This window comes from Gabonibacter massiliensis, assembly GCA_001487125.1.
GTDB lineage: Bacteria > Bacteroidota > Bacteroidia > Bacteroidales > Marinifilaceae > Gabonibacter > Gabonibacter massiliensis.
The window spans coordinates 511452-537704 of record LN913013.1 but is presented as its reverse complement, the minus strand read 5'-3'; the positions used below and the strand labels follow the sequence as shown (position 1 = coordinate 537704).

The following is a 26253-nucleotide window of genomic DNA, read 5'->3' as shown; positions in this document are numbered from 1 at the left end:
CTTTCTCTCAAAATCTCGATTTCGAAAAAAACAAAGATAAAGCGTATTATAATCCGAAGATTCATCTCATAACATTAAATTTTCATTATTACTTTAGCTTTACCCATTTAACGGCGTCGGCCACGACTAATTGGGCATACTTCAACCCGCCATCACTTTCGATAGGAGGAACTCCCCGGTCATCCAACACGACACGGGATGCACCTGCCGGTAAGGAAAAGGTACCCAGGGATAACCATGCCGGATCGCCTTTTTGAACTTCTAAGACGATTTCTTCCTTTCCCCCTGAAGTGTAGACGGTATAGTAGTTTTTCATCCCCGGGTAATCGGTTGTATATTGATCTATGTTCTGTGTCTCTACATGAGGCCGATGGATAAATATCTCGTATTTGCCTGCTTCCGGAAGACTTGCCGTCCATTCGGCCTTGAATTGTCCCGTGCCGACGGCTTTTGTAAAAGCGCTCCGAATATACTCGCCGTAAGCCTTATTTAATCCATTTTCTAAGGCTGGCCCCCCCCAGGCGTTAGCCTTAATATTACAACCTGCGAAAAAGTATTCTTGATTGTCCTCGCTTTTGATCAGATCCGCCAATCGTTTCCGGTTGTTTGCCGAATCGATCAACTGGAAGTTCTCGTCCTCGTTGTCCACGACAATCTCCCCCGGGGGGTAGAATTGATCCCTATCGAGCGGGATAACCCCTTCTTTGGGTACAGGACCCGACAAGGGTGACTCCCCCCTATTCAATAAAATATTTTTCGGTAAATTGCCCGAGTAGTTCGTGGTTAATTTCAGGGAATATCTCAAGTTTTCATGAACGACGATTCGTTTACATCCCCCGGGTTCGATCCGGTAACCCCGGCAATTTACGATCGTCTCTTCCCCGCTTTGCGTCCAACCGCGTGTAATGACCGAAACGATACCTTCCGTTTCACTGAAATTGCCGACCTTGAAATCGATGACTTGTGTCTCTTTTGTCGTTTTACAGGAGAGATCTTTTATCGATAACAGGGGAAGTTGACGACTCGCGTACCACTCGTCCATGTATTCCTTGATGTTCTGCCCGAAACGCCGTTCGAACTCCTCGACAAACGAGTCGAAGTCCGCTTCCCGGAAACGGGCACGCTCGCTAAATTCCCGTGTAAACCGGGTCAGGGAGTCCCAGGTGGTAATCGTCGTGAGGTAACCCAATAAATGAGAAACTTTTAATGAAATGGCGATGCTTTGCTCCGGGCTATACCCTTCCGTGATGACCCCTTCCAATCCTTTTTCCACGATACGATTCAATATTTTCGGCGTTATATTTAATCTGACTTCTTCCGGCTGTATCATTTGATTGAATATCAAGTCCATCCCCCTATACCGGTCGGAGGTTATACTTCGATTGTGGTCCGTGAAAATATGACTCGTGTTTACCCGATCCAAGTAATAGGGCATATCGTTGTACAGCATGTATTCCTGTACACTCATGTCTCTGGAAGACCTCCCGGAAAGAGTACCGGGTTTTCTATGGGTCTTCGTGCAAAATCGTTCCTCGAAAAACGCTATTTCCGGTTGAATGTTATCGCTGAACGGCACACTGTTCAGAAAAGATACTGGAACCTCGACCAGCTTGAAATAGTGAAAGGGGTAAGGATTGGGCTTACCCTCCTCGATGATAGCTTTGCATCGATTAAATATCCTCGTTAAATTTCTCTCCCGCTCCGGGTTGTCTTCTTCCAACTCCTCCCACTCATCGAGGAATTTCAGGTAAAAATCATTTCCCGGGTAAGTGTAAAACTCGACGGTAAGAGAATCGACGGTGATCGCTCTTTTCTCGTATTTCCCGATACAAAGGCTTAACCCCGTCAGGTTTTGTAGATTATGGAACGTGACCTTATCTCCCTCACTCGTCGGTTTGCCTTGCGATAAAACGGTCATATCCCCCGGTTTCTTGACATGGAGGGTGTAATCCGTGAAATCGGTCTCACTGGACGCCTGCAACCCGACCGGGGCAACCGCCATCGGGTACCACATCAATGGCGGCAAAAGCAAAGTGTATTTACCCGATACAAAAGCCGAACGCTTGCCGTAATTTTCTCCGCGGGAACTATACATGACGGGAGAAAAGAAATCCTCGTCCGGAATGTTTACCTGGTAAATATCCTCGTCGATACATCCCTCGTACTCCATCTCTATCTCGATATTTTCCCCGGGAGCCAGGGGACGCTCGATAACGATCACCTGCCGATCCCTGTGAAAGGAAAGGTTTTGTCCCCCGGATTCAAGCTTGTCGATCTTTAATCCCGGGTTTAAAAAGAGCAGAAGCCGATCCATTGTTACTTTTTTCCGGTTTTGGATCTTCATCCGGCTTGTTGCCGAGAAATTATCTCCCATGGGTCGATAAGTGATATCGTGCTCGAGTACCCGTGCCTTGGGGTATTCATCGTATTTAAGAAAGACCGCACGGTATTCGATTCTATTTTTAAAACGGGTTCGAAACTTTTCAATATAGAAAAACCCGAGACCTATAGCAATTACTAAAAACAGGGAGGCCGGAACGATAAAATAGCGTCTTCGGCCGGGAACACCGGGAAGTCTCTTCGTGAACAAAACGGCAAAATAGAGAAAACTTGTTCCCAATAGTAAAAAAACCCCCCGCTGAAGCAGATAATCCCCGAGATGCATGAATCCAACGATAGTGGAAAAAGAGTCAGGCAACAGACTTCCCCGGAAATCAAGTATCCCGTGAAGAGGTGTCGTCAGGTAAGTGTACGCGAAATAGAGAAAAGCTAACAGGATAAGCCAACTGACAAACGGGTATTTGACTAACCTGTTCACGATCAAGGAGAGCCCGGTGATAAAAATAAGCGTGGGTAACACGTACGTGAGAAGATAAAAAAGATTTACCAGGGGGTTTACAGGCGAGTCTGGCATGAACATGTTGATAAACACGCAAATAATCATGAAAATAACATCGATTACTAAAAATGGGATAAAAATTCCTAAGGATTCCCCGAGGAAAGATCGGCCGTTACCGATAGGTCGCACGGAAAAGACCTCCCGGGTTTCCGCTTTTTTCCGCTTTCTATGAATATCACAGGCTATAAAGGTGACGATCACGGATTGAAACAGGTTTAAAAAGTAAATCCCGCGTAAAGGAATGGAAGAAGCGAACGCGATATCCCACCACACGACACGATGAATATCCCACGGGATCAGAATGCCTGACGTGTATCCCAATAGCCCGAGGATAAAGAGGTAAAATAACCAGCTTCTTTTTACTAACTTGCTCTCGTAAAATATAGCGGTTTTAAGGGCTGTCGTTTCCATAATCGTAAGTTTAAATCCCGAATAATCATAATATGGATTATTCGGGATTTTTTATTTCTTGATATTTTACTTCGACGGGTGTGGATCTTCAAATGTCACTTCATTGGACTCCTTTGACGGCTTACTTGCTCCATATTTATTTCTAGCTATAACACGAAATATTGCCGTATATCCTTCAATCATATCACTAACGGTATGTTCAGTCGTATAAGACGTACCCTTATCTTCCCATCTGGAGAAAAAGCCATCATACTGACCTTCAATAATATAACACATAATCGGTGACCCTCCATCATGTCGGGGTGCTTCATATCTTAATAGACATCCGGTAGTCGATACCTCAACAGCAATGGGCTTCCCCGGAGGATCAGGAGGGCCAACAGTCAACCTTGCGCCAGCAAATACAATTGTCGTAACAGTCAAACCTAAACAGATAAACAAGAATGACTTTAAAGCATTTTTTCTAATCTTTTTCATGATTTTTCAATTTAAATATCAACATTAGATGTATTGGTTTGCAAAACTAATTATTATATTTATATTTGCAAAAAATTATTATTATATTTTTAAATATATCATAGTTATGACAATAAAAAATCAATTTTCATCAATTTTAATCGTTACATTTCTTCTTAGCTGCAATAGTGCAAAGAATTCGATTACCCCGATCTCGAATATAGATGAAGATTTTCCCGTTACCGAAAAATTAGAATTTAAGCCCTTTAAAAAATATGACATTTTTGAAAGAGGGGGCTGCGTGATCGATGATTCTGTACTTTGGCATTTCGAAAGAGGAAAACAGGATTTCGGCTCCTGTTATGACTTAAACACGGGAGAGAAATTAGCCGTAATTGCTTCGAGAGGAAATGCGGCCAATGAATTAGCCGAGTTAGAGTGGTTTAACATGGTGGGTGATTCTGTTCTACTTTACGCAAATCGAAACACGATAAAAACCTTTGCTATAAAAGATATCGTAAGTAATATGCCTGCGGGAGAGAGAGAATTTTCCGTGACCACCTCTCCGGATAGTATTTTGGCATCTCGAATGACCAAACTTCCCAATGGTTCTGCCCTCGCGACAATACGTCCGGTCTTATTTTACGATATAGGAAAAAGAAACGAGATCAATAAAAAATCGGTTGTTGTATTTGACAATAACAAAGCAAACGCTTACGAAACCATAATCTATGATAGTTTTGATATCGAGAAAGCAAAAGGAGAGCAATTAGCCGCAAACGATCTGATAAAATACGCTTACGCCCAAGGTTCTATTGCCGTAAAAAATAATGATACGGCTGTTTTTTCCGTGAATCATCAATTCATAATGTACACGTTCGACATTAACAATGGAAATGTCGTAAACGAAAAAAGATACACGAAGATACAACGCAAGGACGGGAAGGAAGCGTCGTTTACTACCATAAACGACAGGAATCTGAGTATCGGTGCAATGAAAGTTACCGACAAATACATTTTATGCGGGGTTGACGGTTATTTGAGTGAAAAAGACAAAGAATCAGGACTACGGAAAAAAGCGATATTCGTGTTCGACTGGAATTTAAACCCGATCAAAAAGTTCGAGTTGCCCAATAGGAAAAAAGGCTATTATACGATATCCAATGATTGTAGTTCGGTATACTTCTGCGAGTATAACGAGGAGGGTCTAACGCTGTATAAAGCGGATTTAACGATTTAAATAGAGATGTACGAGATTATAAATTAACCCTTTTAGGGTCGGTCGTCGTTTCTACCATTGTAAGTTTAAATTCCGAATAATCATGACATGGATTAGTCGGGATTTTTTATTTCTTGATATTTTTGCAATCAATAAGGATCTTCAAATTTTATGAGATTACAAACCTTCGACGGCCGACTCCCCTGTTTTATTCGAATAGCCCACTCTCCTTACAGGAAGGTCGATTTATTTTGCAAAAGAGGAATATAGTATTATTTTTGCGGCCTTTAATTGAACTTTACCAAAAACACGTTAAACAGAATTATTCATGAAAATCGCCTTGTTTATTATTTTGCTGTCGTTATTTTTTTCCCGAAGTCATTCACAAACCCTTCTATCGCATCTATCGGAACAAGACTCTCTGTCCGGAAAATCTTTATTTGAAGTGGTCAGCGGCATGGAAAAGAAGACCGATTATTTCAATCTCTCCATACTCATGCAGGTAGGATTCAACGCTAACTTCAAAGGCGATCGGCTCGAGCAAGCCGCATTCAAAATGAAAGAGTTCCGTATCGATGCCCGCGGAAAAATCACCCCCTGGCTCTCCTATCGATGGCGTCAACGCCTGAATCGGGAAAATACCCCGGCCGAACTGGATAACCTTCCCCTCTCCATCGATTACGCCATGATCGATCTCAAATTTTCGGACCGCTTCTCTTTTAAAATAGGTAAACAGGCTGCCGCATACGGCGGATTCGAATACGACCTCGATCCCCACGAAATTTACCAGTATAGCGATATGATCGATTATATGTATTTCGACTTTATGACCGGGGTAACCGGAATATATCAATTTAACGCGAATCAACAAATTCAGGTTCAAATCGTCAATAGTCGTTGCAGCTCTTTAGAAGAACTCTACGGGGTGTTACCGGAAGGAATCGAGAAAAGTAAGTTTCCGTTAGCCTATACCCTAAACTGGAACGGCTGCTTTTTCGATAACAAATGGGCTACCCGCTGGTCCTTTTCTCTACTGAATCAAGCCCGCAACACTCGTAGTCTCTACTACGTCTTAGGAAATCAACTGAACCTCGGTAAATTGAATATCTATATAGATTTTACACTTTCGGACGAAGAGTTGGACAGCCGGGAAATCATTTCCGATATCACCCGTACGGAAACAAATCCCAGTTGCGCAGAGTATACCAGGTATCAATCCTACGTGACTAAACTCAACTACCGTTTCCGGCCGCGTTGGAATCTGTTTGTAAAAGGAATGTACGAAACAGCCTCTGTGTACAAACAAAACCGGAACCGGGAAAAAGGGAAATACCAGACTTCATACGGTTATTTCGGAGGAGTCGAGTTCTATCCCGCGAAAGAAAACCTCCGTTTCTATTTGGCTTACATCGGACGTTCTTACAAATACACGAATAGAGCAAAACAATTCGGTACAAAGGATTATTCAACCACACAACTTTCTTTAGGCTTAATCTATAATCTTCCCCTTTTTTAATAACAGAAAGATAGAATGATCGGGAGATTGAGGGATATAATGATTAGGTGATTGGGAGATTAGGTGATTGGGAGATTGGGTGATTAAAAAGATTGACGATGTAGATTAAAATAAGGCATTCGATTTACAATCAGAAGATTCAAATTAAATCACAGAATCAATAAATCATTGAACCACAAAATTCTAATTATCAATATCGACCCAAACAATTTCGTCGGTAAAATCACGGCACTCTCCCAACACCTTCCCATCGGGATTCAATACCCGTGATCCACCGGCATATTTCAATCCGTTTGGATCAGTACCGCAACAATTTACACCCGCGATATACGCTTTGTTTTCTACGGCCCGTTCCCGCAACAAGGTCTCCCAATCTTTTTGACGAGACTCCGGCCAATTGGCTACATAAACAGCCATATCGTAACCTTCCGTATTTTTACTCCATTCCGGAAAACGCAAATCATAACATATATAAGTGGCTATTTTATACCCTTTGTATTCAAAAAACAACTGCTTCTCTCCCGGAGTATAACCGCCCATTCTAAAACAATTATGTTTGTCGTAAAAACGACAGATACCGTCCGGAAAAGCCACGATCAATCGATTATAAAATTTCCCATTTTCATCGTACACCGTCGATCCCATAAGTAAGGCTCCCGTACGGGCAGACCATTGTTTCAGAGAATCCGTAACGCGAGTAAAATAAGAAGCGATCCGTACTTTTTCACTTAAAGACTCCTGTTTATCCCTCTTCTTCATCAGACATCCGGAAGCAAATAATTCGGGTAAGATAATCACATCCCCTTTCTTGCTTTGCGATATCCTCCTGCTAAATGCTTTTAAATTCTCTTCAACATCTCCCCAAGCCAGAGAAGCTTGTACCAAACCGACTCTTAAGCCGCTTTTTTGTCGAACTTGTTGTGCTTTTATCTCCCCACACCAACTCAAACATAAACACAGAATACATAATCGAAATATCATAATAAAACTATTGTATACTTATCAACTAATTTTTTTTCCAAGAAATCCGAAAAAAAGCGGGTCTACTTCCGGTAAAATATATTCCCGGTTATTCAGGTATACTTTCCCGGCTTCCATATCCAAAGTCAATTGATCGCCGGACGTATAGTCTTTCGCCACCTCCCGATTTATGATAATGTACAGCCCGTGATTCATTGCCATACGATAAAAATTACGGTTAACCGACTTCACTATGATTAAGCGTATTCCTACTGCCATCAATCCCGTCACGGCATGTTTGATCAATCCGCCGCATCCGAAATTTTCCCCGGCAACAATCAGATCTCCCGGTTTTACCTCCACGGAAAAATTCATATCCAACCCGGCAAAAAGAGCCGGTTTAATCAAATCCGTCTGCTCATGCGTTATCTTATAAGTCAATTTCTCGGAAAATATCTGTCGACAAGAGATATTATCTATATCGGAATAGTTCCAAACGGCCGCTCTCCTGCGATAGTCATACCCTTCTATACACCTTTGTTCTTCGGGCTTGGGCCTGCATTTAAATTCGGCACCCTGAAAATGAATTACGGTCGACAATTCTCCCCGCATGGCGGTCATGGCCACCGTTACCGGAGAAGCCACGTATTTCTTTACACCCGATGTTGCCGTATTCCCGATAAAATAACTATTGGTCGTCGAAATTAAACGACTGTTGTCGGCAGAAGCCATATGCCCTACACTTAAACAAGGACCACAACTGGCACCCAGAATAATAGCTCCGGCACGGGACAATATATCGATAACGCCCTCTTCGATGGCCTGTAAATAAATAGCCCGGGAAGCCGGAACAATAAAAAGCTGAAAATGATCAGCCACATGTTTTCCGTCCAATATCATCGCCGCCAACCTCAAATCTTCCAAACGACCGGCAGCGCATCCTCCTATCAGTCCTTGTTGTATTTTAATACCCTCGATTTCGTTCACTCCCCTGATCTCTCCCTTTACCGTATCCAACACCAACGGGAACACTTTTGCCAAATCGATTTCGATATACCTGACATAATTTGCCCCCTTATCCGCCCATATTCCGCGGACAGCAGGTTCTCCAAAATAATCAGCCAATACGTCGTCAGGCGGAAAAACAGAACACTCGATACCCATTTCCGTGGATACATTGGCTATCGTCATCCGATCGGCAATAGACAAACTTCCCACACCGTCTCCATGGTACTCGACGATCTGTCCGTTTACCTCTATTTCACTCAGTATTCCCATAATCCACAAAGCCAAATCCTTCGCCACAACACCATCGGACAAGCTGTTTTTTAAAACAATCTTTATGGTCTCGGGAACCCTGAACCATATCTTCCCCGTTTTCCACAAAGCCGCGGTCTCCGTCTTATTCACACCCATGGCAAAACAGTTAAAAGCCCCGGCTGTAGCCATATGACTGTCGCTTCCCGTGATTAACATCCCCGGCTTTACAATATCTGCCAGCACCTGGTGGCAAATGCCCCGGTCGCAATCGTAGAAACGTTCTATATGTTGTTCTTCCACAAAATTGCGAATAGAATTATATTCGTTGATCATTTCATTCGTCAATCCGGATACTTTTCCATCCAGCACAATAACCAATTGATTCGGACAATACACGTCTTCCCCTCCCATTCGTTCGAATATCCTACGGATCCGGGCCGAGTTATCATGGCTTAAAACATAATCCGGTTCCCGAACAACAATACTCCCGACAGGTGCATTCAATATTTTCTCTACAAATGTACGTTCCATAATTTATTAATTTATCAATTTGACTACAGCCTCTATTTTTTCAATATCGCTATAATATTCTTCGTACTCGGAAATACCGGAAACCCCTCCCATTGATACCCTCGGGTTACGATAAATCATCTTACTATCTCTATGATTTTTGCCGCTCATGTGCAACGCATCCACCCCGGTTTTTGCTATACGCGGGGCATTCGTAGCGTTGACGCCGGATCCGGCCATAATTTTTATCCTTCCCTTTGCCAAATCGACTAAACGCCGGATACCCTCTTTTCCTCTCTCCGCGTCACTCTCCCCTCCCGATGTCAATACCCGGTAACAACCGGCTCGGATCACCTCTTCCAACGCCTCTTCCATATCTCTGACCATATCTATCGCCCGATGGAAAGTTACCTTCAAAGGAGCGGCATACTCCACTAACCCCCTCGTTCGTTCCGTATCCACCCGGCCGTCTGCCGACAAAATACCCAAAACGACCCCATCCGCACGGCAAGATTTGGCATAAAGAATCTCCTCTTTCATCTGTTGAAATTCTAAATCGGAATAGAAAAAATCTCCTCCCCGCGGCCGGATCATTACGTACAATTCGATGGACAATAACTCTCTCGCCATTCGGATGGCAGCAGCCGGCGGAGTCAATCCCCCGTCATACATAGCCGTACACAATTCCACCCGATCCGCCCCCGCCATTTGCGCATTCAAACAGGATTCCAATGAATAAGCACAAACCTCAACTTCCACTTTATGTTCCATATCCATACCCAATATCAATTAGATTATAAAAATAAACCTTTATTCCGTTCTATTCAAATAATCCACAAAGAAATTCATACGGAACCGGAGAAAACAGACCTACGCCTATAAACAATACGAGTACCGATCCGAGGTACATGACGATACTTATCGTAGTTTCATACGCTACCATAAACGTTCATACCGTTTCATCGCCTTCTAAAAATCAGGAACGCAGTATACTGTAATAATAGAAATCGATTACCCTACCGTTTTTCACAGCCGCTTTATGCAACACGGCTTCCAAGGTATATCCCACCTTTTCCAGAACATGCATGGAAGACCGATTGAAATCGAATACCAGGGCATACAACTTCTGAAAAGGGAATGTCTCAAAAGCATATTCCGTAACCGCTTTTATAACCTTAGGCATGATTCCTTTCCCCCAATAAGCTTCTCCCAGCCAATATCCGATCTCGGCCGTTATCCTTTCAATATCGCCTTCGGAACCGAAACCTATACTACCGACCGCTCTGCCTTCGATCTCAATGGCAAAGCGCATGGGAGGTCCCGGCAACAAATGGACCATGCTGATGTAATCGAAAGCATCCTGTTTCGTGTAAGGATGCGGAAAATGATCCATCACATTATTCCATACTTTCACATTATTTGCATTTTCTGCCAAGGAATTACAATCGGAGAAACGCCACTCTCTCAACACAAATCCGTCTCCTTCAAGGCGCACGGGACGTGCTTCTTTCGGTAATAATAAAGTTTCCCTCCCGGAACACATCGACGAAGGAAAATCACCTGCATCTGTTTTCATAATCGCAAGATTCCTTTCAGAATCTTCCTCTGTTCAAATTGTTTTTTTATCATTAAAACTACGCAAACATACGGAGATTAATGATTCGCTGTACTCCGAAACCAAAATAAATTTATGATCGATAATACATTACAAAACAATTAATTACAAGGAAACAGATCTCGCTTTTTATAGAAAATCACGGAAAACTAAATCAAGATAGATCGGTTTGCATCGTACGGGAAGAAATTATTCCCATTCCATCCCGAATAACTCCTCAAACTTCCGTTTTACGACATCCTTCACCTCTCCCATCACCAATTTATGTCCCAACTCCCGAGTCATCGAAGTAACACCCTTATCCACGAACCCGCAAGGATGGATGTAATTGAAATAATTCATATCGGTATTCACGTTCAAAGCAAAACCATGCATGGTCACAAAACGGGAACATTTGATTCCAATAGCACAAATTTTACGAGCCTTCGGTCCCATAGCGTCCAACCATACGCCGGTCGCCCCCGCTAATCGTTCTCCTCGAATCCCGTATTCACCTATACTCTGAATAACGACCTCTTCCAAACGGTCCACGTAATCCTTCACACCCAATCCGAAATTAACCATATCCAAAATCGGGTATGCCACCAATTGGCCCGGGCCGTGGTAGGTAATATCCCCTCCCCGGTCTACTTTCACGAATTCAGCCTGCTTTGCCCGCAGCTGAATGGAGTCAATCAACATATGGGCCGAATCCCCGCTCTTTCCCAAAGTATAAACATGAGGATGCTCCACGAACAAAAGATAATTGGATGTAGTTTCACCTTTCAGTTTACGGGCTTTGATCCCATCCATCAATTCCTCCTGCTTTTGCCAGACGGAACGATAATCCGCCAATCCCATATCTAAAAATACGGTCTTCTTCATCTTATCTGACATGTTTCTCGGCATGGTAACTGGACCTTACCAACGGACCGCTCTCCACGTGTGTAAACCCTTTCTCCAGACCAATCCGATGATACTCTTCGAACACCTCCGGCGTAACGTATTCCTTCACTTCCAAATTTTTAGCCGTAGGTTGCAAATACTGGCCAATCGTCATGACCTTACAGCCCACGCCGCATAAATCATCCATCGTCTCTAAAATCTCGTCTTTCGTCTCTCCTAACCCCAACATAATACCGGATTTCGATACGATCCCGGAATCCGCAACCTGTTTGATCACCTCCAAAGAAACCGGATAGGTAGCCCTGCTTCTGACCCTGTCGGACAAACGTTTTACGGTCTCTAAATTATGGGAAATCACATCCGGACGAGCATCGATAACCTGCTGGATCAACTCTTTCCGTCCTTGGAAATCAGGTATCAACACCTCCATGGTAACCTCCGGATTTACCTCTTTCACCTTCTGTATAACCTTCACCCAGTGAGAAGCACCCAAATCATCCACATCGTCCCGGTCTACCGAAGTAATTACGGCATGCCTTAACTTCAGCAACTGTATGGACCGTGCGATATTGTCCGGTTCCTGAGGATCCAAAGGTGCCGGACGTCCGGTCTTTACATTACAAAATTTACAGGAACGGGTACAAACATCTCCCCCGATCATAAACGTGGCCGTTCCGTTTCCCCAACATTCCCCCTGATTCGGACACATTCCGCTCGTACATATCGTATGCAAATGATGTCCCCGAACAATATTTAATACTTCTGTTGAATTTTGTCCTTTCGGCAACTTTATTTTCAACCATTCCGGTTTTCTTCTGCTATTACAACACGCCATATGAAGTCTTTTAAATTTTCGGCAAATATACCTCTTCTCCGCAGCATAAAAAAGAAAAGCTGTCTAAAAAGACAGCTTTACCACTACTACTAACCCTAATTTTGACTTGATCAATTTATGAACCTTTCAAATCCAATTAAAAATTCCCGTTTTTATTACTTAGTTATTTCTTAGATGCAGAAAAACGGAAAAGGTTGCGTCAGTTCAAAAAAATTATTTATTCCCGTAATAACGGCAATAGGGAGCGATACCGCAATGTTCACATTTCGGTTTACGGGCCGTACATACATATCTTCCGTGCAATATCAACCAATGATGTGCCGTTGAAAGAATTTCGGTCGGGATGTGCTGCACTAATTGTTTCTCCGTTTCCAACGGGGTTTTCGCGTCAGTAGTCAATCCGATCCTGTCGGATACCCGAAATACATGGGTATCCACGGGCATAGCCGCTTTTCCGAAAGCCACAGCCTCCACGACATTGGCCGTCTTCCTGCCCACACCCGGTAAAGTCTGCAATTTTTCCATGTCATCGGGAACTTCCCCACCGAAATCGGTAACCAGTTTTTTGGCCATCGCGGAAAGATGTTTCGATTTATTATTAGGGAAAGAGATGGATTTAATTAATTCGAATATTTCCGATACCTCCGCCACTGCCATAGCTTCGGCATTCGGGAAACGGGCCAAAAGCCCCGGCGTCACCATGTTCACCCGCTTATCCGTACATTGGGCCGATAAAATCACCGCCACGATCAACTCAAACGGGTCATGATAAAGCAGTTCGGTCTCGGCTACCGGCATATTTTCCTTAAACCACTCAATGACATTTTTATATCTCTCTTCTAATTTCATTTTTTTATTCATTCTATTCCCTATCAAGATAATACATAATAATGGTTAAAAAGAAAGGCTCACTTTATCCTGAAAACGAATTCCTCTCTTTTTCTCTAAAAAATCCTCCGTAGCTTTCCATAAACGTACGCGGTTCTCCCGGTCCAACATATCATCCGGAAGTTTTCTCTCTTTTCTTTTCCTAAAGAAACATCCCGTGTAATTCTCTGCCTCTTTTGAAGTAGTCAACCAGATAGTAGTATCAGCACCCTTTTCCGGAGATTGAATAAAAGGGCGAAAGAAACGATCGGCCAGCGGGTCGAACCATTGATGCATCGTGATCATTCCCGTGTTTACCACTCCCGGATCCACGGCGTTGACAACAACGGACTTCTCTTTTAAACGATCGGCCAACTCCGAAGTATACAGTAAAATAGCCCGCTTCGAGGCGGAATAAGCCTTAAAACGACGAAAATTCTCCCGTACAGGCTCAAAAAAATATTCATCGATTTTTCCTATCCGGAAAGTACATGAAGAAACGTTAATGATCCTGGAGATTTTATTTATCCCCATATAAGGCAGCAGTAACCGGGTCAATAACCAAGGGCCCACGTAATTCACTCCCACGGTCGTCTCTAATCCGTCGGGGGTGACGGAAAATTCCTTACACATGATACCCGCATTATTCACCAATCCCCCCACTTCCCGATCATCCAACTGTTCCACAAAACGATGGATAGAGTCAAAAGAAGATAAATCCAAACGCAACAATTCTACTTTTCGGTTACCGCTTTCATTCACGATACGATTTCTGATATCCATGGACCGTTCCGTATTCCGGCAGGCCATAACTACCGGATGCCCGGCCTTTGCCAACGATTCGGTAATGGCCCGGCCCATTCCGCCATTAGCTCCGGTTACAATAATCCATCTGTCCATACGATCTCGTTATATATAGTTGCAATATTAACTTTCAAAATAAACTTCTTATATCATCTTCGTTTTTCTCATGATCCACCGGACCATCCCCAATGGAAGGAAAAACAAGAAAAACATAAAAAAATAATTCACCAACCCGGGCATCATCCAGGCTCGCTTGCGAAACATCCCCCGAATCGCCCGGCGAGCCAATTTTTGCGGAGTCATCATAACTCCCAAACGTAAAGCCAATTTCTGCAAACGCTTACTCAAATGATAAAGATCCGTCGCTATCGCCCCGGGACATAATACCGTCACGTAAATGCCATAATCCAACATTTCCAGACGAAAAGCCCTGGAGAAACACTTTAAGAAGCATTTGGTAGAGGCATACAGGGAAATTCCCGGATAAGAGAGCCAAGCCGACATGGAAGACATATTCAAAATATACCCCCGACCCCGACTCTTCATGTCTTCGCCGAAATACCGACACAACATAGCAGGCGTAACCATATGCAATAACAACATTTTCTCCGTAACGGCAACAGGAAGATTCACCACCTTGCTCATTTTAAATATGCCCGCGTTATTCACTAAAACCTCTATCTCCAGATTTCTATCCTTACAATACGTATAAAGGTGCTCCGCCGCATTCGTTACGGCCAAATCCATATACAAAGGATGAGTTTCCACTCCATACTCCGCCGCCAATTCCGCTCCGACCTCCCGAATACGTTCTTCCTCATTGCTCACGAGCACCAATCCGTACCCCATAGCTCCCAACTCCCGGGCATACTCTTTTCCGATTCCGGAACTCGCCCCCGTCACTAATGCAAATTTCCCCTTTAGCTTATTTCTATCCATCTGTTTTACATTCTAACGATTCTCTCTTAATATCTAAAAGGATTATCCCTTTCTTTTTATCTTTTCAATCTCCCGTTCTAACTTTCGAGGTAAATCTTTCATATGCTGGTGGCACGCCATTTCCCGCGAATACATCCGGGCGATACAGTAATTCACGTGTTCGCAGGCATTCCGAGCATGTTCCTCTTTCGCCATCCGGTTTACAAAATCAGGCTCATTCAGCAGAGCTCTCGCCATGGATACGAACTCAAAGCCGGCATCCAGTACCATATCGATCTTCTCCTTAGATACCAATCCGCCGACATACACCAAAGGCAACTTAACCTCTTTTCTGAATTTTACCGCATCATCAAAAAAGTAAGCTTCCCGGAAGGGAACCGTCGGAATCATAAACCGACCGGCCATGGCAACCCCTATCGGCAGCCAAAACTGTTGCATGTAATGAGTCAATGTTTTTATCGGCATAGCCCCCCGCATAACATACATAGGAGCGCAGCTCACGAATCCCCCGCTCAGAATTAAGGCATGCACGCCTTCCCGTTCCAAAGTTTTAGCCACTTCTATACATTCGTCAATCTCCATTCCTCCCTTAAACCCGTCCCTCATGTTCATCTTCACCAATACCGCCATATCATCACCGGCCGCCTTCATGACCTCTCCGATTGCCATTCGCGTAAACCGCATCCGGTTTTCCAACGAACCACCGAACTCGTCTTTACGATGATTGGTATAAGGAGACAAGAATTGACTGAGCAAATACCCGTGTCCCGCGTGAACTTCCACCGCATCGAAACCGGCCTCCCGGGCCATATGCACGGCACGTCCGAAAGCCTTGGCCATCTCGTATATCTCCTCTTTTTTCATTCCCCGGACAAAAGTCGGCGAATAGATATTGAATCCGGTAGAGGCAGATATCGGCGTACACCCGGCCATCGCCGGCTTGGACATATTGCCGCAATGCCCGATTTGAATGGAAGCCGCAGCCCCCTCTTTATGTATATCATCCGTCAGCCGGCGTAAATCCGGGACAATTTCCGGCCTTAACCATAATTGATGGGGGAAAGACAAGCCACTTCGCACGATAGCCGCATAAGCGATCGTGGTCATTCCGATACCTCCCTTAGCCACGGAACAATGATAATCGTGCAACATCTGAGAAGGAGCATTTCCCGGACACATTCCCTCGAATGCCGCCGCACGAATGGTTCTATTTCGTAACGTCAAAGGACCTATAGCTCCCGGTGTAAACAAATTAGATGACATGGTACTATTTTTTTTATTGCTCTGTCAATATATAAACGGGAAAACCCGTTTCAAATGAGATTTTTTCATTTCTTCGCCAAACATATGCTGATAACGCTGGTATATGGAATGGGCACGCGGAACCAAATTGGCCAAGGTCCACACGACGAATACCAATCCGGCCCAGGACCAAGTCAAAATGGCAAAACCGCTCCACTCCACGATCTCCCCGAAATAATTAGCGGAAGTAACATAACGGAACATCCCTCCTCGAGGCAAATAGTGTCCCTTGTCTCCCGGCTTCCGCAGAGTACGGATAATATGATCCGAATGAATATTAATTCCCATCCCAACGAAAAACAACACGCTTCCGATGATAAACTGGGGTGTGGTCAACCAGTCAACCGTATACATATCTTCAGGAGACAGATAAAAAATCCATCCTCCCTGCATGCAAGCATTCAACAGATTAAACACGATTCCCATGACCATGATCCCCATCGGCATCTTACTCCTCCCTTTCAATAAAAGAGGAAAGATAAAAGAACGCTGGAAATAATGAAGCTCGAAATAAAGAAAAAACAACAAAGGAACAATCTCGAAACGACGACCGGAAAAATACCAGAAAAGAAACATGGCCACAAAAACGGGCGACTCCATCAAAACCCACCCTATCCTGTTGTCGATCGGTCTTCCCCACTTTCCGTCGAAAAAAATTCCGTATCCGGCTTTCACAAAATAAAGAACGATAAAAACAATTACCGCCAATACCGTCATAGAGATTAAAAAACTATTGAATGCCTCCATATATTAATCGTTGTCTAAATTTAGGCAAACATAACAAAAATTATGCCTGATTACTATAGGAATAGCAAAAAAAAGACATCCGGCCGGTACATATTTTATTTCAACCTTCCGGATGTCCAACTCCCGCCCGATCCGGTATGGATCGGTTCTTCCCCTCTATCAGTTCGTTATATTTTCATTTTTTCGGTTCTTGAGGCAACTCATCCTGAAAATGAATACTGGCATGAGAACCATCGCAAAACGGCTTATTGGAAGAAACTCCGCAACGGCATAAAGTGACCCGGTTACGTAACTCGTATTCAACACCTTTATCATCATTGATCGGAATACCTCCCTTTACCCATAACGGACCGCTGCAATCCTCTACCGGATCTTCAATTAAGCTCAATGCCGGTTTCAAATGATGTTCGATAAATTCTCCCTTCTCCTTGTCCCATGTCTTCAATCTCCCGGCAGGACAATAATTGGATTCGCGGATCGTTAGTTCCCGCGCCTCCCCGTCATCCGATTCCTCTACCAAATTCCATACCTTTCCGTAAGCATCGCAAAAACGGGCAAAAGCACAATATCTTTCATTATCCGTCAAATCCAAGGTCGGTCCTTCTATAACGTCGGCCCTTTCCAATAAAGGTACGTTATCGGCCGTCAAAGCCGGGTCCCAATCCGCCGTTACATGGGCTCCGTCACAATAAGGCTTATGTTTGGAAGCCCCGCAACGGCATAAAGCCGTCGGCTCGTCCGCCGTCGAATAATTTTCTCCGGGAACATATTCCCATGAACTTCCCTCCTCGTTCGGCATAATGAATTCCTGTTTCAAAGGGGGTTGTCCATATACAAAATAAGGACCTTTCCGATCGATAACAATGGAGTACTTACTATCTACCTTAGGAGTCCCCGGTTCTACATTACGTTTTTTTTGTGTCATGACATATAGAATTGGTTTGTGCTCTATATACTACAAAACCCATCGTTTTGTTCCCGAATTCAATACCTTTCTCGGGTAAAAATATAGTGCCGCTCGTCGGACAGATCCGTATCGAAAGCAAATCCTTTCCAACTGAAAGACTTTAAATCCTCCGGATCTTCGATCCGGTCCCGTATGATATACCCCGTCATCATTCCCCGGGCCATCTTGGCATAAGTACGGACGGTTTCCCATTTTCCGTTTCTGAACTCCTGAAATTCAGGAGTAATCACCCTTACCTCCTCGTTGATTTGATCCATTCGTAAGGCTCCCAAAATATCCAAACTGGCTAAATTCACGAGAATACCGCCGGCCTTACGAACGTCTTCGATCAAAAGCCGGGTTAATTTGGGTCGCCAGTAATCATACAAATTTTTTCCCTCTACCTTATCCAATTTCAACGTATAAGCGATACGGTAAGCCTGAATCAAATCCAAAGGACGTACCGAACCGTATAAAGTCGACACGATACGCACATGCTCCTGAGCGTATTCGAAATCGGCATCGGTAAAAGAGGCCGTATCCATAGCCTTAAAAACCGTTCCGTCGTAAGCAATGATGGCTTGTTTACGAGGACTCGACAAGGACCCGAAACGCCGATAACGTTGAAAACTCTCTTCGGCCAACCTATCGCTTACCTTAAGCAAACGAGCCAGCTCGATCACGGAATACTTTTGCATCCGTTCCGCAAGAAATTCGGCTTCGGCGGCATATAACGGTGTCGTATGGGGTATATCTTGTTCGACCAAAGACATATTCATGGTCTTGGCCGGAGATAACATGACCAGCATCCTACCTCAACTCCTCAATCTTATACCCGACACCGGAAACAGCCTTCATCACGGAATCCGTATCTCCGGTTTTCAATGTTACTGTCAATACCCGGTCCGGAGAATTCAAATCAACAGACCATTCGGTCACATCCTTTAAACTGTTCAACAAAGGGGTAACCTTAGCTACACAACCTCCGCATTTCAATGTTGTTCTAAATCTGAATTTTTTTTCCATACCCTCTCATTTTAATTTTTTACAAACCTTTAAATCTAATGCGTAAACTGTTCGTTACGACCGAAACTGAACTGAATGCCATAGCCGCCGCAGCAATCATCGGATTCAAAAGGAAACCGGTAAAAGGATACAATACACCAGCGGCCAAAGGTATTCCGATCACGTTATAAATAAAAGCCCAGAACAAATTCTGCCGAATCGTCCTTACGGTCTGTACAGACAGGTTTATCGCCTTCGGAAGTACATTCAAATCGGAAGTAATCAAAGTCACCTCAGCCACATCCATAGCGATATCCGCCCCTCTTCCCATAGCGATGCTCACGTCGGCTTGAGCCAATGCTTGCGAATCGTTTATACCGTCGCCGACCATAGCCACGATTTTTCCCTCCTGCTGCAACTCCCGGATAAAATCAGCCTTATCCGAGGGCATTACCTCCGATTTAAAACGATGCACGCCCAAAATATCCGCCACCCGCCGAGCCGTACGCGTATTATCTCCGGTCAGCATATAAACCTCCACTCCCATCTGCTGCAATGTCTTTATAGCTTGTCCGGAAGTAACTTTGATCTTATCGGCAATAGCGATAACGGCAATAACTCCTTCCCGTCCGGCAAAAAATACGACCGTTTTTCCCTCTTCCTCCCAACCGGATGCCAAAACATCTTCCTCTCCGGTCAAAGCGACATGCATATCCTCCAATAACTTACGATTACCTACACCATAAACCTCTCCCCCCGCGTAGGCTATAACCCCTTTCCCCACGCTCGTTTCGAAATCCTTTACCTCGATATCCGTAACAGAACCTGCCCTCAACGACTCTACCACAGCATCCGCCAGAGGATGTTCCGAACGACGCTCGATCGCGGATAAAATACCCCGGTACACCTCCCGTCTATCCTCCCCTCTCCAGCTCATATCGGTGACGACCGGTTGCCCTTCCGTAATCGTTCCCGTTTTGTCCAACACGATCGCGTTTACCAGATGCATCATCTCCAACCCCTCCGCATCTTTAATTAAAATATTATTCTCGGCTCCCTTACCTATTCCGACCATAATGGCGGTCGGGGTGGCCAATCCCAACGCACAGGGACAAGCAATTACCAATACTGTAATAGAAGTCAGCAAGGCATGGGTAAACGCCTCCTCACCCCCTACAAGCATCCAGATCACAAAGGTCAGCACGGCTATTCCCATAACAACGGGAACGAATATTCCGGCAATCCTATCCACCAACTTCTGTACCGGAGCTTTACTTCCTTGCGCCTCCTGTACCATTTTGATGATATGGGCCAATATAGTCTCGTTCCCGACTTTTTCGGCCCGGAATCTGAAACTTCCCTTCTGATTAATGGTTCCCGCGTAGACAACACTACCGGATGTTTTTTCCACCGGAATGGGCTCGCCCGTGATCATACTCTCGTCCACAAACGAAACTCCCTCCGTAACACTTCCATCCACCGGAATTTTATCGCCCGGTTTAACGACCAAGACATCTCCGACCGACACCTCTTTGATGGGGATCTCCACCTCCCGGCCATCCCCTTCGATCTTCACCACGGTTTTCGGCTGTAATCCCATCAATTTCTTTATAGCGGTAGAAGTACTGAACCTGGCCCTTGCTTCCAATAGCCGGCCCAATAAAATCAAAGCAATAATAACGGATGCAGCCTCATAATAAACATGTGCCTCCAATCCCCGATCAGTCCAGTATTCAGGCCAAATCGTGTTAAACAAACTGAAAAGAAAAGCAACTCCCGTACTCACGGCCACCAGCGTATCCATATTGGCCCGGCCATGCCGGAACTGTTTATAGGCATGCACGAAAAAATCACGCCCGAAAAAGAGCATCACGGGTAAAGTAAAGGCAAGCATGATCCAATTTCCGTAAGGCATATGCATAAAAAACATTCCGATCACAAAAACAGGAATGGCAAGCAATATCGCTCCGGTAGTCTTTCGCTTTAATGAAAGATATTCCTCCCTTTGCAAACGTCCTGCCTCCTCCGGATCATCCTGTTTTTCTATCACCAATTCATAACCGGCAGCCTCTACGGCCTTCCGCAACTCATCCGGCGTAACTATCTGAGGATCAAATTCAACAAACACGGTTGAATTCGACAGGTTAACCCTTGCTTCCCGCACTCCCTTCTGGGCACTTAAAGTCGACTCCACACTCACGGCACATGAAGCACAACTCATTCCTAATACCTGATAGGTTTCCCTGATATGACCTAAATGATCTGACATATTGATTTTCCTTGATTTTACTATACGTTATTATCCGGGTTTAGTTTCAACCCCGACGCTTACTTCCAAAACAGACACAACCAGATACAAGGAGGTTTTTCTCCCGTTTTCTCTACCCGGTGTTTACAATGTTTCGGCAAAAATAAATAGTCCCCTTGCTTTAGTTCCTTCCATTCTCCCTCCACATTTAACACGGCCTCTCCTTGTACGATCATCAACCATTCGTTTTCCTCCTGGTCATACCAAAAACCCTCGGGAGATACCTGCCCCGTGGAAACAATTCGTTCTACGCGAACATTTTCCTTACGCAACAAAACGGTCACCAACTCCTCGTTTCCCGCCTGTCCGATCGCCTCGTAAATTGATTTCATTCCTCTTTTTTCTTTCATACAAGTATACAACTTTCTACATTAAAAAAAAAGAGCATTTTATTAAAAAATACAGCACTTTTTCACGTTTTTATTCCGCCGTTATCTATGATACCTGCCGAAAAAATCCGGATAAATCAGTACAGTAACACAGAACAGCGCAATTACAAGAAAAGCATTAGGATTACCTGGGCCATGATCACCCGAACAAACATCGTCAACGGGTAGACGGTAGCATATGCAACAGATGGAGTATCCCCATCGATGGTAGAGTTTATATAATTCAGGGCCATCGGATTGGACATACTGCCGCATAACATCCCGGCAACCGAACCGAAGTCCACTTTTATCACGCTAACGGATAAGATAGCCACCAACACCACGGGAACAAAGGTGATCGCAAATCCCAAACCTACCCACAACAAGCCTTCCGGCCTGAAAACGGTATCGAAAAAGTGAACGCCCGCATCCAACCCGAGACAGGCCAAATACATGGACAATCCCAACCCTCTCAACATCAGATTAGCACTAATGGTAGTGTAAGTAATCATATGAATCCGAGGGCCGAACGCCCCCACGAGAATCCCGACAACAATCGGTCCCCCGGCTAATCCTAATTTTACCGGAAAGCTGATTCCCGGTATCGCCAAAGGTATGGAACCCAAAAGCAAACCGACAACCATACCGACAAAAACCGAGACTAAATTCGGTTCGTCCAAATCTTTCACGGCATTTCCGAGTACTTTTTCCACATTAGCAATGGCCGCAGCTTCCCCCACTACGGTCAAACGATCGCCCAACTGGAGCGTCAAATCGGGTGTCGGCAAAAGAGTTACCCCCGATCGGTAAATACGGGTAATATTGATACCGTACTGGTTTCTCAGACGTAATGCCCCTAATTTCTTCCCGTTGATCTCCGAACGGGTAACCACAATCCGGTGAGACTCCAATTGACTGTCGATAGCATCCCAATCGATATCCTCTTTATTCCAATCCTGACTATCCAATTCACCGATAACAATCTCCAGGGATTTCACCTCGCTCTCGGTTGTAATCACCAAGATCCGGTCCCCGTCTTCCACAATCGTATCGGAGGCCGGAATAATTACCCTCCCTTCTCTCCAAAGCCTCGATATAACGAATCTTTTGGACAACAATTTAGCAATATCCTTTATCGATTTATTGAAGATTCCCGGATTACTCACCCGGAAACCGACAATAATGGTCTTCTTGGTTTTATCTTCGTCCCCCCGTTTAAAAAATATACGGGAGGCAAACAGTTTCCGAATCATAATCAAGGCTATAATTACACCGACAACACCCAAAGGATAAGTCACAGCGCAACTCAAAGCCAGATCGGAAGATAAATAGGCGGGATCATTGATCTGTTTCAACGTCTGCTGGGCAGCTCCTAAAGCGGGTGTATTGGTCACGGCCCCGCTTAATATTCCGACCATATCCGGCAAAGAAACTCCTGCCGTCCAATGAAACAATAACGTCATGACCACTCCTAAAATGACCACCGTCATAGCCAATAGGTTCAATCGTATTCCGGATTTACCCAAAGAGGCGAAGAAACCCGGCCCCACCTGCAGTCCCAAAGCATACACGAAAAGGATCAACCCGAAACTCTCCGCGTAATTCAACATTTGCGGATCGATCGTCAATCCCCAATGACCTGCCATGATTCCGGCAAAGAACACGAACGTCACTCCCAACGATACGCCCCAAAGCGTAATTTTACCCAATACCAATCCTATGGCCGAAACCAACGAAACAACAATAACAGCCTGTATGACAGAATGTTCAGCTAATATTCCATTTAACCATTCCATACCCTATTCCTTTCCGAAAAATCTCGTAAAGAAAATAATAAAAATTAAAATTTCATTCTCCTTTAATGAAAAACTCTCCTGGATGATACGCTCCTCAATAATTGTAAGCGGACAAGTAAGGATTTTGAATCAAAAAAATAAAAACGGGGATTCAGGAATTCAAAACCCCCTCTACGAATACCCTCTTAACTCTTTTCCCGGAGGCCGACATCCGCAAACATTTATATAGCTTTAAAGATAAATAAATTTCAACGCAAACCCAAACAATTGCATAATCAAATAAAGTTCAAAAAAACGCGTACATAAAAACAAGACTTCATCGTTATAAAACAACATATAAAGTATTAGTTATCAATAAAGAAAATATTATTTTTATCTATTTCGAATAACTCAAGGGCGTAGTTATCCAATCGTAATTTTTCCAAGGCGACAATTCATTAAAAATGGTCAATCCGGAATTACAAAACTGTACCACGGCATTCGCCGGATCACTATACGAAAAAACATCCTCCAGATTTAAAAAAAACTCCTTTTTAGCCGGAAGAAAGAAAGCTTTATCCGGATGAAGCATATCATCATGTCCCTGAATATCCTCGATAAAAGGATAGGGTAAACCGTAAAAAGCGGGTTTTCCGTAATTCACATCTCCCGGCCAAAATCCGCATTCGAAATACCGTTCGTCAAAAGCATGATCCGAAATCGACTTATTCATACCGAAAGGAGCCGATTCCCCGCTATACACGATACAAGTCAAATCCATCGTTCCGAAATAATACGCGGGACCGTCTACCTTTCCCCGAAAACCGGAAAGAAATTGCCTCATAGCCCCGTAAGCAAAAAGTAAATTCTGAAGCCACAATTCAACGGCAGCCTTATCGTAGTGATGATGTTTTCTATCCTGGTCAAAAGGTATCGGATCATAAAACTCTTGCGGTTTTATATTAATCTCAGTGGCCGCACCGATCTGCTCGAGAGCATCCATAAACTGGTGATAATATACGGCTATCGACGTACCGTCCTCCAATGGCAACGTATGACTCTTTCCTTCCTCATTATGAATCTCGATCTGATGCTTTCTCAAATTGACAAAAATCTCGAAAGGAGAGGTACTACAAGGTATAATCCCGGAAGACAATCCGTCCAAAGTCATGTAAAGACGTACATGTGCCCATTCCGGACGTTTGTGACAACGCTCTAATTTTACTTTCCCTACCATTTGCAGTAAAAGATGTACCAAATCGGCCGTATCCTGCCATTCCGTATAATTTAAAAATTTTTTATCCATATCGTCATTATTTTAAACATTCATATAGGATTGATTAAACGGTGATAATAGAAAATAGTTTTAACAGGATGTATAGTAAAACAAGCGTGTAATGCGTTTTTTCTTTGTCTATTTTTAAAAAAGGGTAACAAAACCTACTCGATATCGTTAAATTCTCCAAGAACAATTAACAATATTATATGATGAAAAACAAATATTTCTATTTCATGAGTTGCATGTTACTGTTTACCTTATCCCTGTATGCGACAGAAAAAGAGAAACCTAAATTCAAATTAGGGGGAGCCTTGCGTTTCAATTACAATTTTTCGGACTGGAACCGGGGACACCGGGATAGAGGGGGAGATTTCGGTTTTGATGTATTACGATTCACACTCGCCGGATCCTATAAAAATATTCTGTTAGATGCAGACTATCGTTTTTACAGCAAGGACTACGGTGGGCCTATGTTAAAATACGGCTGGATCGGTTACCGGTTCAATTCTAAAAATCAGATACAAGTCGGGTTGACCGGGGTACCGTTCGGAATCCAACCTATCGGTTCTCACAACTTTTTTCTACAAATCACCTATTACGTGGGCCTGGAAGACGATTCGGATATGGGAATCAAATTCGTCCATAAGGGAGAAAAATGGGACTATGCTATCGCCTTCTTTAAAAATGCCGACGAACTCCTGTTCGGCTCGGATTCGGAGGTGACGGACGACCGATACGGTTATGACGTGGCAGGACGTAATAAAGAGATCAATCAATTCAATTTGCAGGCTTTCTACAAATGGGGAACCTATACATTGAATAAATTCGGCGGATCCGCCGAATTCGGGCAACTCTACAATTTGGACACCCGCAACAACGGAACTCACTACGCTTTGGCCCTACATTATGAGCTATACTGGAAAAATCTGAGCCTGAAAACGCAGTTGACAACCTATGCCATGTATCCCAAAAACAAAGAAGGAGAAGAGAGAAATGTCATCACGATGACAGCCTACGGAGCTCCCTATCTCGTAGCCGCCAAAGCCAACATCTACACGGTTGGTGCCGGGTATACCTTTAATATCGATTCGAAACTAATCGAAAAAATACAAGTGTATAACGATTTCGGTTGCCTGCAAAAGTGGGACAAACTGTTGAAAAACAGTTATCAAAACGTGACAGGACTTCTGGTCGTTGCCGGTCCGGTATGGTTATACGTGGATTACGCGTTGGGTAAAAATCACGCCTGGTTAGGTCCCGATTGGAACGGCTTCGGCCCCGGGGGGGCAAGCGAATCCTGGCACGCTCGTTTTAATATGAATATCGGATACTATTTTTAAACTAAAC

General features: G+C 44.0%; 23 protein-coding genes. 3 read left to right on the top strand and 20 right to left on the bottom strand.

Translation table 11 applies throughout. The features are described from left to right. Positions 1–88: 88 nt before the first annotated feature. Together BN3283_RS06570 and BN3283_RS06565 are read right to left on the bottom strand one after the other, a co-directional pair. Positions 89–3310 (bottom strand): golvesin C-terminal-like domain-containing protein, encoded by a 3222-nt coding sequence (locus BN3283_RS06570; RefSeq protein ID WP_059026135.1) that lies wholly within the window; start codon positions 3308–3310, stop codon positions 89–91. 66 nt (positions 3311–3376) lie between these two features. After that, the gene (locus BN3283_RS06565) at positions 3377–3787 is read right to left on the bottom strand and encodes a fibronectin type III domain-containing protein (RefSeq protein ID WP_059026134.1); all 411 of its coding nucleotides are present in this window, start codon (positions 3785–3787) and stop codon (positions 3377–3379) included. A 106-nt stretch (positions 3788–3893) separates the two neighbouring features. On the opposite strand from BN3283_RS06565, the gene BN3283_RS06560 reads away from it, so the two are divergent. Both BN3283_RS06560 and BN3283_RS06555 read left to right on the top strand, forming a co-directional pair. Then, positions 3894–5006 carry a hypothetical protein gene (locus BN3283_RS06560; protein ID WP_236684950.1) on the top strand — a complete coding sequence of 371 codons (1113 nt, stop codon included), beginning with the start codon at positions 3894–3896 and terminating at the stop codon, positions 5004–5006. A 307-nt stretch (positions 5007–5313) separates the two neighbouring features. Beyond that, a complete protein-coding gene (locus BN3283_RS06555) occupies positions 5314–6501 on the top strand; it encodes a porin (protein WP_041504913.1) in 1188 nt (395 codons plus the stop codon). A gap of 183 nt (positions 6502–6684) precedes the next feature. On the opposite strand, the gene BN3283_RS06550 is transcribed toward BN3283_RS06555, so the two are convergent. The 18 genes from BN3283_RS06550 to BN3283_RS06465 form a co-directional block, all read right to left on the bottom strand. Next, entirely contained in the window at positions 6685–7482 is a 798-nt protein-coding gene (locus BN3283_RS06550; RefSeq protein ID WP_052634668.1) for a nitrilase-related carbon-nitrogen hydrolase, read from the bottom strand. A 21-nt stretch (positions 7483–7503) separates the two neighbouring features. After that, positions 7504–9252, bottom strand: coding sequence for an aconitase family protein (locus BN3283_RS06545; protein ID WP_059026133.1), 1749 nt, complete (start codon positions 9250–9252; stop codon positions 7504–7506). A gap of 6 nt (positions 9253–9258) precedes the next feature. Then, positions 9259–10008, bottom strand: coding sequence for a copper homeostasis protein CutC (locus BN3283_RS06540; protein ID WP_316929911.1), 750 nt, complete (start codon positions 10006–10008; stop codon positions 9259–9261). A 199-nt stretch (positions 10009–10207) separates the two neighbouring features. Then, positions 10208–10807 (bottom strand): GNAT family N-acetyltransferase, encoded by a 600-nt coding sequence (locus BN3283_RS06535; protein WP_235375075.1) that lies wholly within the window; start codon positions 10805–10807, stop codon positions 10208–10210. A gap of 228 nt (positions 10808–11035) precedes the next feature. Further along, on the bottom strand, positions 11036–11710 hold the full coding sequence (lipB, locus tag BN3283_RS06530) for a lipoyl(octanoyl) transferase LipB (protein ID WP_181416478.1): 675 nt from the start codon (positions 11708–11710) through the stop codon (positions 11036–11038). Position 11711: 1 nt separating this feature from the next. Beyond that, a complete protein-coding gene (gene lipA / locus BN3283_RS06525) occupies positions 11712–12566 on the bottom strand; it encodes a lipoyl synthase (RefSeq protein WP_059026132.1) in 855 nt (284 codons plus the stop codon). Positions 12567–12779: 213 nt separating this feature from the next. Beyond that, positions 12780–13415, bottom strand: a complete 636-nt coding sequence (gene nth, locus BN3283_RS06520; protein WP_041504051.1) for an endonuclease III — start codon at positions 13413–13415, stop codon at positions 12780–12782. 45 nt (positions 13416–13460) lie between these two features. Continuing rightward, on the bottom strand, positions 13461–14333 hold the full coding sequence (locus tag BN3283_RS06515) for an SDR family oxidoreductase (protein WP_041503707.1): 873 nt from the start codon (positions 14331–14333) through the stop codon (positions 13461–13463). 48 nt (positions 14334–14381) lie between these two features. Next, positions 14382–15176 (bottom strand): SDR family NAD(P)-dependent oxidoreductase, encoded by a 795-nt coding sequence (locus tag BN3283_RS06510; RefSeq protein ID WP_059026131.1) that lies wholly within the window; start codon positions 15174–15176, stop codon positions 14382–14384. A gap of 42 nt (positions 15177–15218) precedes the next feature. Continuing rightward, on the bottom strand, positions 15219–16439 hold the full coding sequence (locus BN3283_RS06505; RefSeq protein WP_059026130.1) for an NADH:flavin oxidoreductase: 1221 nt from the start codon (positions 16437–16439) through the stop codon (positions 15219–15221). 24 nt (positions 16440–16463) lie between these two features. Further along, the gene (locus tag BN3283_RS06500; protein WP_041504052.1) at positions 16464–17195 is read right to left on the bottom strand and encodes a DUF1295 domain-containing protein; all 732 of its coding nucleotides are present in this window, start codon (positions 17193–17195) and stop codon (positions 16464–16466) included. A 205-nt stretch (positions 17196–17400) separates the two neighbouring features. Continuing rightward, positions 17401–18150 carry a CDGSH iron-sulfur domain-containing protein gene (locus tag BN3283_RS06495; protein WP_059026129.1) on the bottom strand — a complete coding sequence of 250 codons (750 nt, stop codon included), beginning with the start codon at positions 18148–18150 and terminating at the stop codon, positions 17401–17403. 59 nt (positions 18151–18209) lie between these two features. Then, positions 18210–18980: a YaaA family protein gene (locus BN3283_RS06490; RefSeq protein ID WP_059026128.1), complete on the bottom strand. Its 771-nt coding sequence runs from the start codon at positions 18978–18980 to the stop codon at positions 18210–18212. A gap of 1 nt (position 18981) precedes the next feature. Next, positions 18982–19197, bottom strand: a complete 216-nt coding sequence (locus BN3283_RS06485) for a heavy-metal-associated domain-containing protein (RefSeq protein ID WP_041503712.1) — start codon at positions 19195–19197, stop codon at positions 18982–18984. Positions 19198–19216: 19 nt separating this feature from the next. Continuing rightward, positions 19217–21445, bottom strand: coding sequence for a heavy metal translocating P-type ATPase (locus BN3283_RS06480; protein WP_059026127.1), 2229 nt, complete (start codon positions 21443–21445; stop codon positions 19217–19219). Between the two features lie 59 nt (positions 21446–21504). Beyond that, positions 21505–21834 (bottom strand): cupin domain-containing protein, encoded by a 330-nt coding sequence (locus tag BN3283_RS06475; RefSeq protein WP_041504915.1) that lies wholly within the window; start codon positions 21832–21834, stop codon positions 21505–21507. 143 nt (positions 21835–21977) lie between these two features. Continuing rightward, a complete protein-coding gene (locus BN3283_RS06470; RefSeq protein ID WP_041504916.1) occupies positions 21978–23648 on the bottom strand; it encodes a putative transporter in 1671 nt (556 codons plus the stop codon). 376 nt (positions 23649–24024) lie between these two features. Then, the gene (locus BN3283_RS06465) at positions 24025–24933 is read right to left on the bottom strand and encodes a DUF5996 family protein (protein WP_059026126.1); all 909 of its coding nucleotides are present in this window, start codon (positions 24931–24933) and stop codon (positions 24025–24027) included. A 179-nt stretch (positions 24934–25112) separates the two neighbouring features. Here BN3283_RS06465 and BN3283_RS06460 point away from each other — a divergent pair, with 179 nt between their 5' ends. Beyond that, positions 25113–26246, top strand: a complete 1134-nt coding sequence (locus BN3283_RS06460) for a hypothetical protein (RefSeq protein WP_235375077.1) — start codon at positions 25113–25115, stop codon at positions 26244–26246. The last annotated feature ends 7 nt before the right edge of the window (positions 26247–26253 follow it).

What these genes read in the sequence shown, in the direction of transcription:
- lipB (WP_181416478.1), bottom strand. Translation starts at nt 11,710, where the DNA reads ATGAAGAAGACCGTATTTTTAGATATGGGATTGGCGGATTATCGTTCC.
- BN3283_RS06495 (WP_059026129.1), bottom strand. Translation starts at nt 18,150, where the DNA reads ATGACACAAAAAAAACGTAATGTAGAACCGGGGACTCCTAAGGTAGAT.
- lipA (WP_059026132.1), bottom strand. Translation starts at nt 12,566, where the DNA reads ATGGCGTGTTGTAATAGCAGAAGAAAACCGGAATGGTTGAAAATAAAG.
- BN3283_RS06555 (WP_041504913.1), top strand. Translation starts at nt 5,314, where the DNA reads ATGAAAATCGCCTTGTTTATTATTTTGCTGTCGTTATTTTTTTCCCGA.
- BN3283_RS06470 (WP_041504916.1), bottom strand. Translation starts at nt 23,648, where the DNA reads ATGGAATGGTTAAATGGAATATTAGCTGAACATTCTGTCATACAGGCT.
- BN3283_RS06510 (WP_059026131.1), bottom strand. Translation starts at nt 15,176, where the DNA reads ATGGATAGAAATAAGCTAAAGGGGAAATTTGCATTAGTGACGGGGGCG.
- BN3283_RS06475 (WP_041504915.1), bottom strand. Translation starts at nt 21,834, where the DNA reads ATGAAAGAAAAAAGAGGAATGAAATCAATTTACGAGGCGATCGGACAG.
- BN3283_RS06540 (WP_316929911.1), bottom strand. Translation starts at nt 10,008, where the DNA reads ATGGATATGGAACATAAAGTGGAAGTTGAGGTTTGTGCTTATTCATTG.
- BN3283_RS06480 (WP_059026127.1), bottom strand. Translation starts at nt 21,445, where the DNA reads ATGTCAGATCATTTAGGTCATATCAGGGAAACCTATCAGGTATTAGGA.
- BN3283_RS06545 (WP_059026133.1), bottom strand. Translation starts at nt 9,252, where the DNA reads ATGGAACGTACATTTGTAGAGAAAATATTGAATGCACCTGTCGGGAGT.
- BN3283_RS06535 (WP_235375075.1), bottom strand. Translation starts at nt 10,807, where the DNA reads ATGAAAACAGATGCAGGTGATTTTCCTTCGTCGATGTGTTCCGGGAGG.
- BN3283_RS06570 (WP_059026135.1), bottom strand. Translation starts at nt 3,310, where the DNA reads ATGGAAACGACAGCCCTTAAAACCGCTATATTTTACGAGAGCAAGTTA.
- nth (WP_041504051.1), bottom strand. Translation starts at nt 13,415, where the DNA reads ATGAAATTAGAAGAGAGATATAAAAATGTCATTGAGTGGTTTAAGGAA.
- BN3283_RS06490 (WP_059026128.1), bottom strand. Translation starts at nt 18,980, where the DNA reads ATGCTGGTCATGTTATCTCCGGCCAAGACCATGAATATGTCTTTGGTC.
- BN3283_RS06565 (WP_059026134.1), bottom strand. Translation starts at nt 3,787, where the DNA reads ATGAAAAAGATTAGAAAAAATGCTTTAAAGTCATTCTTGTTTATCTGT.
- BN3283_RS06505 (WP_059026130.1), bottom strand. Translation starts at nt 16,439, where the DNA reads ATGTCATCTAATTTGTTTACACCGGGAGCTATAGGTCCTTTGACGTTA.
- BN3283_RS06460 (WP_235375077.1), top strand. Translation starts at nt 25,113, where the DNA reads ATGATGAAAAACAAATATTTCTATTTCATGAGTTGCATGTTACTGTTT.
- BN3283_RS06500 (WP_041504052.1), bottom strand. Translation starts at nt 17,195, where the DNA reads ATGACGGTATTGGCGGTAATTGTTTTTATCGTTCTTTATTTTGTGAAA.
- BN3283_RS06560 (WP_236684950.1), top strand. Translation starts at nt 3,894, where the DNA reads ATGACAATAAAAAATCAATTTTCATCAATTTTAATCGTTACATTTCTT.
- BN3283_RS06515 (WP_041503707.1), bottom strand. Translation starts at nt 14,333, where the DNA reads ATGGACAGATGGATTATTGTAACCGGAGCTAATGGCGGAATGGGCCGG.
- BN3283_RS06485 (WP_041503712.1), bottom strand. Translation starts at nt 19,197, where the DNA reads ATGGAAAAAAAATTCAGATTTAGAACAACATTGAAATGCGGAGGTTGT.
- BN3283_RS06465 (WP_059026126.1), bottom strand. Translation starts at nt 24,933, where the DNA reads ATGGATAAAAAATTTTTAAATTATACGGAATGGCAGGATACGGCCGAT.
- BN3283_RS06550 (WP_052634668.1), bottom strand. Translation starts at nt 7,482, where the DNA reads ATGATATTTCGATTATGTATTCTGTGTTTATGTTTGAGTTGGTGTGGG.